Genomic DNA, 13239 nt, shown 5'->3' on the forward strand with positions numbered 1-13239 from the left:
TAATTTAACCACAAACATCTGTGAAATCTGTGGGAGATTCTTTTCATTAATTTTTACAGATTTATTTTTCTCGCAGATTTTGCTGATTGAGCAGATTTTTATAAATATTTTAAAATTTTATTCGCTGCGTTTTACAGGTTCTAAATTTCCATATTCTTCGGTTGTGAAAAGTTTGTAGTCTACTTTAAAGGTTTTTCCCAACGGTGTTTCCAGAGAAAATCCGCCCGGTCCGAAACCGTCGACAACATCTAATGTGAAATGTGAATATTGCCAGTATTCGAATAAATCGCGGTCGATCCAGAATTCATGCTTGTTGATGGTTCCGATCATGGCATCGTTCATTCTTGGGTAAAATCCTCCTTTTTCGAAACATTGTGGCTGTGTTCCTTCGCAGCAACCTCCCGCTTGGTAGAACATGAGGTCACCGTATTTTTTTTCTAACTCCCAGATTACTTCTAAAGCTTTTTCTGTGGCTGAAAGTCTTGCTATTTTTGTTTCCATTTTCTGTTGGTTTCTTGTTGGTTTGTCGCAAAGGCGCGAAGTTTTTTTTAACTTGAATTATTTTTAAGGCGCAAGGATTTTATCTGCGATAAAATTTTAACCTGTTTATCATTTGCGTAAAGATTCTTCCTTCGTCAGAATGACAAATAGACTTTCTAAAAAGATTCGCTGTTTTATCTTTCGCTTGATTAAAGTTAGAAAAAGTCCGGCAAGTAATTTTCTGCCGGACTATAAAAATTTACTATTATTTAATCTGCATCAGTAGTATTTGGTTTCAATCTACCGTCAATTTATTTTTCCCTGACAGGTTGTACGCTGTACTTGCGTGAGGGATAGAAAGGGCGGCGACGAAGGAGCCGGTACGGAGCGCAGCGGAGTACCGAAACGAAGTGTAGCCCTGCATAGCCCGACCGTTTTGCCCCGGCCAAAGCTGAGGCAAACGGGCACGCCCTAATATTTAAAAATTAAAAGAAACCTAGTTTGTTTTTGTTGTAAGAAATCAACATATTTTTAGTCTGGCGGTAATGATCTAACATCATTTTGTGATTTTCACGACCGATTCCCGACTGTTTGTAACCACCGAAAGGCGCTCCTGCAGGGTAAGAATGATACTGATTCACCCAAACTCTACCCGCCTGAATCTGACGCGGAACATTGTATAATTGATGTGCATCTCTCGTCCAAACCCCAGCTCCAAGACCGTAAATCGTATCGTTTGCTATTTTTATACCTTCTTCTTCATCTTTGAACGTCGTAAACGCCAAAACAGGTCCGAAAATTTCTTCCTGGAAGATTCTCATTCTGTTATTTCCTTTAAAAATTGTTGGCTGAATGTAATAACCGCTTTCAAGCCCGTCTCCAACATGGTTTACTTCACCTCCGACAAGAACTTCTGCGCCTTCTTCTTTTCCTAATTTAATGTAAGAAAGAATTTTATCTTTTTGAATCTGAGAAGCCTGAGCTCCCATCATCACTGTTTTATCCAAAGGATTTCCGACTTTGATGGCTTTTACTCTTTCGATCACTTTTGCGATGAACGCATCTGCAATATCTTCCTGAACCAATAATCTTGACGGACACGTACAAATTTCACCCTGATTTAAGGCAAAAAGAACGGCACCTTCAATCGCTTTATCTAAAAATGCATCATCCGCATCCATCACTGAGCTAAAGAAAACATTTGGAGATTTTCCACCCAATTCCAATGTTACCGGAATGATATTTTCTGTTGCATACTGCATCACCAAACGACCTGTAGCCGTAGAACCTGTGAATGCTGCTTTGTTTACTTTTGGATTCGTAACCAACGCTCTTCCTAGTTTCTGCTCCGAAACCGTTAACAATATTCACGACTCCATTCGGAAGTAAATCTCCGATGATTTCCATTAAAACCATGATAGAAATCGGCGTGCTTTCTGCGGGTTTTAGAACCACGCAATTTCCTGCTGCCAAAGCCGGAGCTAATTTCCAGATCGCCATTAATAAAGGAAAATTCCAAGGAATGATCTGTGCGATGACACCAAGTGGTTCGTGCACGATTAAGGAAACCGTGTCTTTATCTAATTCATTATGCGAACCTTCATCTGCTCTGATTACTGAAGCAAAATATCTGAAATGATCGATCGCCAAAGGTAAATCTGCAGCCAACGTTTCTCTCACCGCTTTCCCGTTATCAATCGTTTCAACTATTGCTAAATATTCTAAATTCTCCTCGATTCTGTCAGCAATTTTATTTAAAATAATGCTTCTTTGCGTTGATGAAGTATCTTTCCAAGTCTGGAATGCTTTTTCTGCTGCATTTACCGCCAATTCCAGATCTTCTTTTGAAGAATGTGCTGCCTGTGTGAAATTTTTTCCGTCAACCGGAGAAACAACGTCAAAATACTGCCCGTTTACCGGTGCTGTAAATTTTCCGTCAATATAATTATCATATTTTTTTTTGAATTCAGGCCATTGCAATAATGTCTCTGATTGTTGTTGTGTTGAAGTACTCATTTTAGTATAATTTTAATTTTTATCTCTTACCAAATTACACTTACCTGTGATATTTGTATAGCACAATCGTGTAAAATAATATCAAAATCGTGCAGACCTCAAATTTTATCATTTCATTAACAGTAATGTAAGTCGATAATTTTCTATATTTGAGTAAACAGGTAATAAAAAATGTTTAGAAATGAATGATCATAAGTTTTTATTAAATACTCCTGAATTAAAGAAGGAAAATCAGCTTTTGAACCTCATTGAAAATCAGACAAAATTCAATCTAAACAATTGTGAATTCAGCATATATGAAACCCATAAAGCAGCTTTTGACGTAAAACTGCATTTCGAAACGATTGCATTTACGGCAATGCTTCGCGGAAAAAAACATATGAAACTGAACAATAAAACCGCTTATTTCGATTATTTTCCGGGAGAAAGTGTTTTGGTATCACCTGGAGAAACAATGGTGATTGATTTTCCTGAAGCTGATGAAACACCGACACAATGCATTTCTTTAAGCCTGAATCCTGAATTTATTGAAAATTCTTTAAACCATTTAAATTACCATCTTCCAAAAGTCGACGAAACTTCCCAGTGGAATATTGAACTGGATGAGTTCTTTCTTTTTAACAATAAATCTCTTACTTCCGCCACCAATAATATTATGAGAATCGCGATGGATGATAATTCGCAGAAAGATATTATGGCAGATTTTGCATTAAAGGAACTTTTAATACGATTGATGCAGACTCAGGCAAGAGGTATGATGGAAAAAAATATTGTTAAAAATAAGTCAAGAATCGGGTTTGCCGTAAATTATATCAAGAAAAATCTTCATCAGAAACTGTCGATCGACAGTATCGCCAAACTGACGTATGTAAGCAAGTCAAATTTCTTCAAAATGTTTAAAGATGAGCTCGGAACTTCTCCCAATGAATTTATTTTGCAGGAGAGAATTAACAAGGCGAAAGAATTATTAGCGAGCCAAAACAGTATAAAGGAAACGGCTTATCAGACAGGTTTTTCTGATACTAATTATTTTACGAGGGTTTTCAAACAATTGGTTGGAGTGACGCCGAAAAGTTATCAGGATAAAGTTTTGTTATTAGAATAAAAAAACACCTCAACTTGAGATGTTTTAACATTTATTATTGAATTTTATCCTTGATAATCATAATATCTTGCTCCTTTTAAAACTGGATTTTCCAGCTCTACATATTTCAAACCAAAACCTTTATAATTTTCATTAACGGAAGTTTCCAATTGTTTTCTATGCAATTTTTCATAGGTTTCAAAATCAATTGCAGTTCTGTTTTTTAAGCTTTCAAATAAGTTCCATTTTTCAACTACATTTTTCCAGTTCTCGGAAACTTTTCCGGCAAAAACTTTCGATTTCGAACCGCTTCCGTAGCCTAAAAATCCTATTTCCTGTCCTGCTAATTCTTCATTTTCATTGAAAGAAATCTGCAATGCGGAAAGTAGTGCCATAAAAATTGACGCGGTGTACATATTTCCGATTTCGGAAGATGCTCTTTGCGATTTTTCGATTTTATCATTGATAAACTGAATGTAATTATCAGATTTTGCCACCGCTTTTTGCTCTTCCGGAGTTTGGTAGGAAAGTCCGTTTTCTAAGCTGTAAATTTCCGTAAAAACTCTTTTCCCGTGGAAAGCATAAGGAAGGTGAAAAATAAGATATTTCCAGGCTTCATAAGGTTTATTTTTTCCTGTAATTTCTTTATAATGGCTATAAGCTTCCCTGATTCTGTCCTGATAACATTGATTGGAATATTGCCCGTCGAAAACAGGTTCATCTGTAAAAACTTCAATTTTTTCAGGAAAATTTTCAGGAGCATTTGTTAAGTCTTCTTTTTTAAAATGACGTCTTGGTTTAAAAAAATCAAAGACACTTTCTGTAGCGATACCCCACTTGTTTTCAATTTCAATTAAATCAGGTTTTGAAGACACTAAAACTGCAACCGCACCACCTCCTTGTGTATACTCTCCTGAAGAAGCCAGTTCGTATTTTGCGTAATCACTTGCGATGACAACCGCCTTTTTATCAGGATTCACTCTTACAAAATCTAATGAATTATGAAGTGCATCCACCGCTCCGATACAGGCAAAAGTAAGATCTACAACATCACAGTTTTTAAAACATCGTTCACCAAATTCTGCTTCCAGAACTTTCTCAACCATCTGCATCGCGTATGAAGCCGTAGGTTTTGCAGCATCCAATGCACTTTCTGTTCCCAGATAAATTCTTGCTATTTCTTTTGGATTGAGATTATAATCTTTAACCAGTTTTAGCAAAGCTTCTGCTGCAAAAGTTGCCGCATCTTCATGTACATCGGCAAGTCCCATTTTGTGCAAACCCAACCCTTTTTCAAGTTTTTCGGGTTCTATCCCTCTTTTTTCTGCTAAATCTTTAATTTCCAAATATAATGAAGGCACATAATAGCTTGCCGCCTCGATTCCAAAAGTCATATTGTTTTAATTTTAATACGAATTTAAAAAATGTAAACGTTTAATCATATATGATTTTTACCAAATTTTCAGAAATTTTTGTATTATGTTGATTTAATCAAAAAAGGCATCCCATAAAGAGATACCTTGGTGTAAATTACTAGTGTATGAAGATTGCGACTTCTTAATAAGTCATTAATTTTTTATGGTATTTTTTTAGTTTTTAATTACTTTAAACGTTTCAGTTCCTTTTTCAGTTTTACCGGAAATAATGTACATCCCTTTATTCAAGGTAGAAACATCTATATTTCCCTGATCCGAATTCACTTTATGAGACTGAATTATTTTACCGGCTGCATCGTAAACCGCTATTTCCTGTACTTTTTCTTTACTCGTAAAATTCAACACATCCTTCACAGGATTAGGATAATATTTAACTGATGATTTTGATGGATTTAAAACATCATTTACACTTAAAACATCATTACTGATCGTAAAATTATCAATCAATGTAGAATATCCCTGAGCATTTTCACATTCAATAGCGATCTGATAAACATTCGGAGGAACGCCGATATTTCCAAAGAAATACCAAGAGCTAAAAGGCGGCTGGAAACCCATCACCGTACTCCATGGATCTGTCGCTGAAAATCGATAATAAATTCTTACCCAATTGGCATTCGCACCCTGTTGTGGATTTATCAGATAAAAACTTATTTTCGGAGCGCTTAATCCAGCCGTGTTCAGTGGCGGACTTACCAGTTTTGTTTTGTCTGCGCTTGCAGAATTGGCAGGAAAATTGGCAAACTTAGTCCCTGCAAAAGCCGGAACTCCTACACTTCCTGTCGTTGCGCTTGACGAAAAAGTCCAGTTCATGGTGTTGGTTTCAAATACCTGTGTCCAGCTGGATCTGGTGGGAGAATCATCCTCAAAAGTTTCCGTCCATGGAAAGGTTGAAATTTGGGCATTTAGTCCCATTGTAGAAAAAATTGTCATCATCGAAAAAAGATATCGATTTTTAATTTTTCCAAAAGATAAATTTGTTTTCATAGAATTTATTTAATTATAAATTAGACAACAAATCTATGATTATAAAATATAATAATTAACAATTTAACTAAAAAATTAAATTTAAATTAATAAAACATTATTATGAAAATAAAAATAACCGCTATAAAAATAACGGTTATCATATTTTTTCAATACATTATCTTGAATTGAAATTATTTAAAATCTTCAATGGATTTATTGATGGCATCAATCTGTTTGTTAATACTTGCAGCACTTTGAGGGTTTTGTTTCAAAAGATCCATCTTTTTACTTAAACCGTCTTTCAGCATCTGAGTTATCATCATTTTCACCTGCGGATTATCTCCCATCTGTCCTTTTGCCTGACTCACCATTTTTGTAATGCTTTCTGTTGCTTTCAGGTTATCAGAAGTCATAATCCAATTAAATCCTTCTTCTGCCGCTTTTCCCAACTCAGGATTTTGGAATTTGATGAAAGGATAAAATGCTGCAACCTGAGCAATATTCGACATTTGAGAAGTCACTTTATTTTTAACGATAATAGGTAGCAACTTGCTTAATAAATTTTCAGGAGCGCCTTCCAAATCAATTTTATCAGCCAAAGCACTTGCTTTCGAAGGATCTATATCGACAATTGCACTTACGGAAACTCCCTTTCACTGCATTTGAAACCGCATTTACTCCTTTTTCGAAAATCGGAAGATATTTCTTGTCTTTTGTTTTTGCCAAAGCAGAAATCGCTGCTGCCTGAACCAATGTTTTAGGATCATTCGTTAGTTTTTCAACATCCGAACCTAATGCTTTGAATTGTTCTGCATTCGATAAATCCATTAATTGCAACGCCTTGATTTTTGTTCTGAAGTAAGGATCTTTCAACGCTGCTGCCAATAATTTTGTTGCTGCCGGATTTTTACCCACCTGATCTTTAATCCCGTTTAAAGCATTGTATCTGCTCTTAAATTCCTTAGAACCTGCGAACTGCATTAAGTTTTGCTCCGGAGTTTTTGTGTCGCTAATATCTGCAACCAGAATTCCGTCTGCATTGATATTTACTAAATCTGCATTTTTAGAAACATCAAAATTGAAGGTGCTTTTTGCTTCCGCATTTACCCACACATTGTATCTTTTTGGTTTTCCGTTGTCGTAAACATCGATTGCCAAAGGAAACTGGAACGGTTGCTCCTGTGTTTGCTCGATGGTAACAGCAATTTGTTTTTTAACAGGTTCGAAAGTATAAGAATATTTAAGCTTAGGATTTCCGCTTCCGAAATACCATTGATTGAAGAACCAATTCAGGTCTCTTCCTGAAACTTTTTCTAATGATAATCTTAATTGGTGAGCTTCTCCGTTCTGATATTCATTTGTTTTTAAATAATCATTTAATCCAGCGAAGAAAGCATCGTCACCCAAATAATTTCTCAACATATGAAGAATTCCGCCTCCTTTTTGGTAGGTTACCAAATCAAAAACATCTTCACGAGAATCATAATCGAATCTTACCAAGTCTTTCTTAAAATCAGCAGGATTATGAATGTAATTGTTCACATCTTTCATCTGGTGATAATCTGCCTGATCTTTTCCGTATTTATATTCGTTCCAAAGGTATTCTGAATAGTTCGCAAAAGATTCATTTACCGTAAGATTACTCCAACTTTCTGCCGTCACCAAATCTCCAAACCATTGGTGGAATAATTCGTGAGCAATCGTATCTTCCCAAGTATTTTCGTCGATTAATTGTCCCGGTTTTTGTAAAATATCACTTCCGTGAAGCGTTGCCGTTGTATTTTCCATTGCTCCACTCACGTAATCTCTTCCCGAAATTTGCGCATATTTTGCCCAAGGATAGTCGTAACCCAGCTTTTTAGAGAAAAACTCGATCATTTCCGGCGTATTTCCGTAGATCTGTTTTGCGTAAGGTTCGTATTCTTTTTCAATATAATAATCAACAGGAATATTTCTCCATTTATCTTTTACGATCGCATATTCACCAACTCCCATGAAGAAAAGATACGTTGAATGTCTTTTATCCATCACCCAATGATCTGTTCTTAAGCCATTTGCTTCTTTCTGAGAATCTTTTAACAAACCGTTTGAAAGCGTCACGTATTTATCAGGAACCGTCATGTAGATTTCCTCAGTTGTTTTCTGATTAGATTTATCAATTGTCGGGAAACCATGCAGAAGAAGATTCTGTTTCACCCTGCGTCCATATTTGTGTCGGTTTATCAGGATCTTTTCCTTGAGCATTGATGAAATACAGACCTTTTGCATCATTAATTGCCGCACTTCCCTGTTGTTTCACTTCGTTTGGACGAGAAGTATATTTGATGTAAACCGTATAATCCTGATTTTTCTGGTAGGTTTTATCTAAACTAATTGTCAATACATCATCCTTATAATCGTATTTTAAAGGAGATTTTTTACCATTCATATCCAAAGCTACTTCATGAATCAACATTCCTTTTGCATCAAGTGTCAATTCGTTCGTCGGATAGAAAAAAGGAGCAGCAGTCAGCCATTCTTCTCCGTTCATTTGTTCCTTTTGATAGTCGAAATTTACTTTAAGTTTGGTATGTTTTAGTTCCGTCACTTTCGTGTGAGTAGCTCTGTAGACTTTGTCTCTGCCTGAAGTTTCGGTTTGCGCTGCTACATTTGTGGAAAAGAAAATCCCACCCAAAAGAGCAATCGATAAAATGGCTTTGTTCATTATTTTTTTGAATTATTTTTTGTTAAAATGTCGAAAATATCATTGACTACCGTTTCGTAATCTCCTTTTTTAAACTGTTCTTTCGTTTTATTAAAAGCCTTTTTCAGTTCGCTCTCAGGATTTTCGTCGTCGATGATTTCTACGGAATCTACTCCTTTCATCTGAAGAATTGCATTTTTCAACGCTTCAAGATCGGCAGTTTCTTCGGTATTGATTTTTAAATATTTCATTGTATTATTCTTTTGTGAAAGTGTTTTTTGTGCCTCCCTGCATAATGATAAACTGATTTTTTGCAGCGAAAAACTCAATGACAATACCGGCTTGATCAAATTTAAATCTCGTATTTGAAGTCGCTTCCAACGGAAATGCACCTTGTCCCGTTGCTTGTGCCATCAGTTTTTTGTCTTTGATAAAGATATTAATTTTTAAAGGGACATCCGGAGAAGAATACGTTCCTGCATATTTTTGAAGCTCGTTTTCCGGAATTTCCAATGTCTTGAAATTAGGCATTTTAAAGTCTTTTCCCATCGCTGTTTCAATCATTTTAATCGAAATTTCGTTGGTATCCATATCCGATTGATTGGTGCTAAAAGCTACCGCAACTTTCAGATCAGGAAAATAAAACAACGCCGAACTGAATTTATCAATTCCGCCTGTATGACCGAATCCCCAATAGGTATCGAACGGAACTTTCACCAAACCGTATCCATAATCATCAATGAAGTTTTTCATTTTCGCCAGACTTTCCTTTTTAACTAATTTTCCTTGTTCCAAACCAAGAATAAATTTCAAAAGCTCAGTCGGCGTTGAAATAATACTTCCCGCACCAATCGGAATACTCATGTCTGTTTCAGATGAAATTTCGTATTTACCGTTGGTAAACTGATAAGATTTTGCCTGGTTTTTTGAGGTGTCAATTTTTCCTCCGGCTTCTGTTAACGTTAATTTTAAAGGTCTTGCAATTTTATCTTTAATTAATTCTGCATAAGATTTTTTGTATACTTTTTCAAGAATAAAACCTAGCAAAATATAGTTCGAATTGCTGTATTCGTGCTTTGAACCGGGCTCAAAATCGCTTTTGTATTTTTTAATAATATTGACTAAACTACTTTCTGTCTGAGGTTTTGTATTGTATTGCCAATATTCTGCTTCATTCGTCAAATTGTGAATTCCTGTTCTGTGTTGCAGCAAATTTTCAATGGTGATTTTATCTGCATTGGGAATTTCAGGGTAAAAATCTGACAGTTTTTTGTCTAAAGAAATCTTTTTATCTTCCACAGCTTTCATCATCAAAACCGCTGTAAAAGTCTTACTGATCGAGCCAATTCGATATTGCGTATTCATATTGGCTTTTTGTTGCTTTTCAACATCGGAAAATCCAACCACTTTCAAAAAAGTCGGCTGATTGTTTTCTGCAATCGCAAAACTTCCCATCACTTTATGATGCACAAACAAGGAATCAAAGTAGTTCCCAAGCTTTTCTTTTACATTTTTTTGAGAAAAAGCGGTACTCGAAATACCGATTACTGAGAGAAAAAGTAACTTTTTCAACATATTCTGAAGTTTCATCAATAGGTTGAAAAATTTCAGGAGATGTTACAAAAAAAATGAAGTTTTAGGCTTCACTTTTTAGTTTTTATTTATTAAGAAAATATTTTAATTTTATTGGATCTTGTTTACAGTTCCAAAATAATTTAACTACTATCTCGTCTGTTTTGATTTCATAAATCAACTTAATTTGCTTTTTACCAATAAGCGTATATTTTATATTTGGAAATTTTTCTAAAGATGGATGTTTTACAATGTCATCAATTATTGTCTGTCGGAATTTTTTAATATCATTTTCTAAAACAGTAATTTCTTTTGCCGTCCATTTAGCTTTCAGAAAATCTATAATTTCGTCCAACGATATTCTCGCAGTTTCGGAAATTGTTATTTTCATTTTTTATTAAATATTTCATTTAATAAATCATCCGTCAGTTCCTGAGTTTTCCCGTTTTTGTAATCATTCTCACTTTGCTCCATTACTTTTGCAAAATATTCCGAATTTTCAATTTCATCCCAAGAATATGTTTTATCATTTTCGGAAATCTCAATATTAGTAATCCCTTTTATTTGTGATAAAAGCTTTTTGATGAAAGGAACATCTGCATATTCGTCTAAACTGATTTTAATTTCCATAATTTCTGTATTTATATCAAAGTTAATGAAATTATTACTAAAAAATTAAATCGCAACAGGTGCTTTAATTCCCGGATGCGGATCATAGTTTTCCAGTGTAAAATCTTCAAAATCGAAACCGAAAATATCTTTAATTTCAGGATTTAGTTTCATAGTAGGAAGCGGTCTTGTCTCTCTTGACAATTGTTTATTTACCTGTTCAAAATGATTATTATAAATATGAACATCACCAAAACTGTGAACATAATCACCAACTTCAAGATCACAAACCTGCGCAACCATCATCAATAACAACGCATAACTCGCAATATTAAAAGGTACTCCCAGGAAAACATCGGCACTTCTCTGATACAATTGAAGCGACAATTTTCCATCTGCCACATAAAACTGAAATAACGCATGACAAGGCGCCAAAGCCATATTAGGAATCTCCGCAACGTTCCATGCAGAAACGATCAATCTTCGGGAATCTGGATTTTTTTTAATTTGGTCAATCACTTCTGTAATCTGATCAACAACCTTTCCGTTTGCACCGTTCCAGCTTCTCCATTGAGCGCCATAAACAGGTCCTAAATCTCCATTTTCATTTGCCCATTCGTCCCAGATTGAAACTCCGTTGTCTTTTAAATATTTGATGTTGGTATCGCCTTTTAAAAACCAAAGTAATTCATAGATAATAGATTTCAAATGCACTTTTTTAGTCGTTACCAAAGGAAAACCCTTCGACAGATCATACCTCAACTGATATCCGAAAACACTCTTTGTTCCCGTTCCCGTTCTGTCGGTTTTCTCTGTTCCGTTATCTAAAATATGTTGTAAGAGGTCTAAGTAATTTTGCATTGCACTGAAATTTTATCGTTAAAAACCGCCGTTGATTTTTTGCAAAATAAAGGATTTTTAATTGAAAAAAGTTCTTTTATAATTGGAAAATAAAAATCTGTAACGATAGAAAAAAGCAATACTTCTATAAAATCGGGCTGTTCGTCTAATAGTTTTGATATTCTTTATGATATGGGGCAACTTTGTCACTGTAAATCAGAAAGACAATGAAAAAATACATCACCATAGCGCTCTTCATCGGAATTCTGGCTCCGGCTCAAAAAGTATGGACGCTTCAGGATTGTCTTGATTATGCAGTAGAAAATAACATTACGGTTAAAAAGACCGTTCTCGACAAAACGACTGCCCAACTGAATTATCAGCAGCAGAAAAACAATAAACTTCCAACCATTTACGGTTTCTTCTTCATTGGGATTGACGAACGGTTCGAGTATTGACCCGATCACAAGTAGTTTCGTGAATCAGAATATTTTATCAAACAGTTTCGGAATAAGTGGAAACATTGCCATTTATCAGGGAAATAAACTGAATCTGCAGATCGAACAGAATAAAATGATTTTAGATCAATCTTCTTTGTATCAAAAACAGGCGGAAAATAATATTGTTCTGAATGTTCTGCAAACGTATCTACAGTCATTATATTATTATGAAGGCATTGAAATCGCCAATTACACCGCCAATTCTTCCGCTCAGGAACTGAAACTGACTCAAACTAAATATAAAAACGGAGCGATCTCAAAACTGGATCTCGCAGACGTGGAAACTCAGAATGCACAGAATCAATATACGGTTGTAAGCAGTCAAAACCTTTACAATCAGCAGGTTTTAAAATTAAAACAATTGTTAGAACTCGATCCGAGTGTAGATTTTGAAATTGAAAAAACATCACTTCCTGATATTGAAGAAATCATTCCGGATAAGCAGCAGGTTTTTGCTCAGGCAACGGAAAATCTTCCCGATCTTAAAATTTATGATGCTCAGAATGAAATTTTAAACAAAGCATTACAGATTACAAAAGCAGGATACAAACCTACGCTTTCTGCAACAGCCGGCTTGAATACAGGTTTTACAAGCACTCAGGATTTTACTTATTTTAATCAGGTTAAAAATAATTTCAATAAATCTGTCGGGCTTTCATTAAACGTTCCGATTTTCTCAAAGAAACAGAACAATACGAATGTTGAATTGGCGAAAATTGATATTCAACAAAATCAATTAGATAAAATAAGTGCAGGAAAAACGTTGTATTCAAGTATTGAAACGGCTTGGCAAAATGCGATTGCGAATCAGGCTCAGCAAAAATCTTCTAAAGTAGCGAGAGATAATGCCAAACTTTCTTACGATTTATCCAACAAGAAATTTGAATTCGGAGGACTGACAACAACAGAACTTTCTGTAAGCAGAAATACCTATCTCACCAACGAACAGACCTACATACAATCTAAATATATGGCGGTTCTGTACACCCAACTCCTGAATTTTTATCAGGGAAAAGTACTAACGACGAACTAAAATAACAGGAAAATATC

At 35.1% G+C, this 13239-nt stretch carries 11 protein-coding genes and 2 pseudogenes; 3 read left to right on the top strand and 10 right to left on the bottom strand.

Going from position 1 to position 13239, the window contains the following annotated elements:
• Positions 1-117: 117 nt before the first annotated feature.
• Together J3D55_RS18245 and J3D55_RS18250 are read right to left on the bottom strand one after the other, a co-directional pair.
• Complete coding sequence (locus tag J3D55_RS18245) at positions 118-501, bottom strand: DUF779 domain-containing protein (protein WP_259132898.1); 384 nt, start codon at positions 499-501, stop codon at positions 118-120.
• A gap of 464 nt (positions 502-965) precedes the next feature.
• Positions 966-2496, bottom strand: a pseudogene (locus J3D55_RS18250) (aldehyde dehydrogenase family protein).
• A gap of 181 nt (positions 2497-2677) precedes the next feature.
• On the opposite strand from J3D55_RS18250, the gene J3D55_RS18255 reads away from it, so the two are divergent.
• Positions 2678-3601, top strand: coding sequence for an AraC family transcriptional regulator (locus J3D55_RS18255; protein WP_259132899.1), 924 nt, complete (start codon positions 2678-2680; stop codon positions 3599-3601).
• Between the two features lie 44 nt (positions 3602-3645).
• Here J3D55_RS18255 and J3D55_RS18260 read toward each other — a convergent pair whose 3' ends face one another.
• The 8 genes and pseudogenes from J3D55_RS18260 to J3D55_RS18295 form a co-directional block, all read right to left on the bottom strand.
• The gene (locus J3D55_RS18260; RefSeq protein WP_259132900.1) at positions 3646-4974 is read right to left on the bottom strand and encodes a hydroxymethylglutaryl-CoA synthase family protein; all 1329 of its coding nucleotides are present in this window, start codon (positions 4972-4974) and stop codon (positions 3646-3648) included.
• A gap of 195 nt (positions 4975-5169) precedes the next feature.
• Positions 5170-6003, bottom strand: a complete 834-nt coding sequence (locus J3D55_RS18265; RefSeq protein WP_259132901.1) for a T9SS type A sorting domain-containing protein — start codon at positions 6001-6003, stop codon at positions 5170-5172.
• 173 nt (positions 6004-6176) lie between these two features.
• Positions 6177-8689: pseudogene (locus J3D55_RS18270) on the bottom strand (M1 family metallopeptidase).
• The gene (locus J3D55_RS18275; RefSeq protein WP_259132902.1) at positions 8689-8919 is read right to left on the bottom strand and encodes a hypothetical protein; all 231 of its coding nucleotides are present in this window, start codon (positions 8917-8919) and stop codon (positions 8689-8691) included. The pseudogene J3D55_RS18270 and the gene J3D55_RS18275 overlap by 1 nt, the downstream one beginning before the upstream one ends.
• A 4-nt stretch (positions 8920-8923) precedes the next feature.
• On the bottom strand, positions 8924-10243 hold the full coding sequence (locus J3D55_RS18280) for a serine hydrolase domain-containing protein (RefSeq protein ID WP_259132903.1): 1320 nt from the start codon (positions 10241-10243) through the stop codon (positions 8924-8926).
• 82 nt (positions 10244-10325) lie between these two features.
• Complete coding sequence (locus J3D55_RS18285; RefSeq protein WP_259132904.1) at positions 10326-10631, bottom strand: hypothetical protein; 306 nt, start codon at positions 10629-10631, stop codon at positions 10326-10328.
• Complete coding sequence (locus J3D55_RS18290; protein ID WP_259132905.1) at positions 10628-10870, bottom strand: hypothetical protein; 243 nt, start codon at positions 10868-10870, stop codon at positions 10628-10630. The genes J3D55_RS18285 and J3D55_RS18290 overlap by 4 nt, the downstream gene beginning before the upstream one ends.
• Positions 10871-10915: 45 nt before the next feature.
• Entirely contained in the window at positions 10916-11710 is a 795-nt protein-coding gene (locus J3D55_RS18295) for a thymidylate synthase (protein WP_259132906.1), read from the bottom strand.
• A 206-nt stretch (positions 11711-11916) separates the two neighbouring features.
• Between J3D55_RS18295 and J3D55_RS22405 the strand changes: the two genes are divergently transcribed.
• Both J3D55_RS22405 and J3D55_RS18300 read left to right on the top strand, forming a co-directional pair.
• Positions 11917-12147 carry a hypothetical protein gene (locus J3D55_RS22405; RefSeq protein WP_310467275.1) on the top strand — a complete coding sequence of 77 codons (231 nt, stop codon included), beginning with the start codon at positions 11917-11919 and terminating at the stop codon, positions 12145-12147.
• Between the two features lie 19 nt (positions 12148-12166).
• Entirely contained in the window at positions 12167-13222 is a 1056-nt protein-coding gene (locus J3D55_RS18300) for a TolC family protein (protein WP_310467277.1), read from the top strand.
• The last annotated feature ends 17 nt before the right edge of the window (positions 13223-13239 follow it).

This window comes from Chryseobacterium ginsenosidimutans, assembly GCF_024807225.1.
GTDB classification, from domain to species: domain Bacteria; phylum Bacteroidota; class Bacteroidia; order Flavobacteriales; family Weeksellaceae; genus Chryseobacterium; species Chryseobacterium ginsenosidimutans.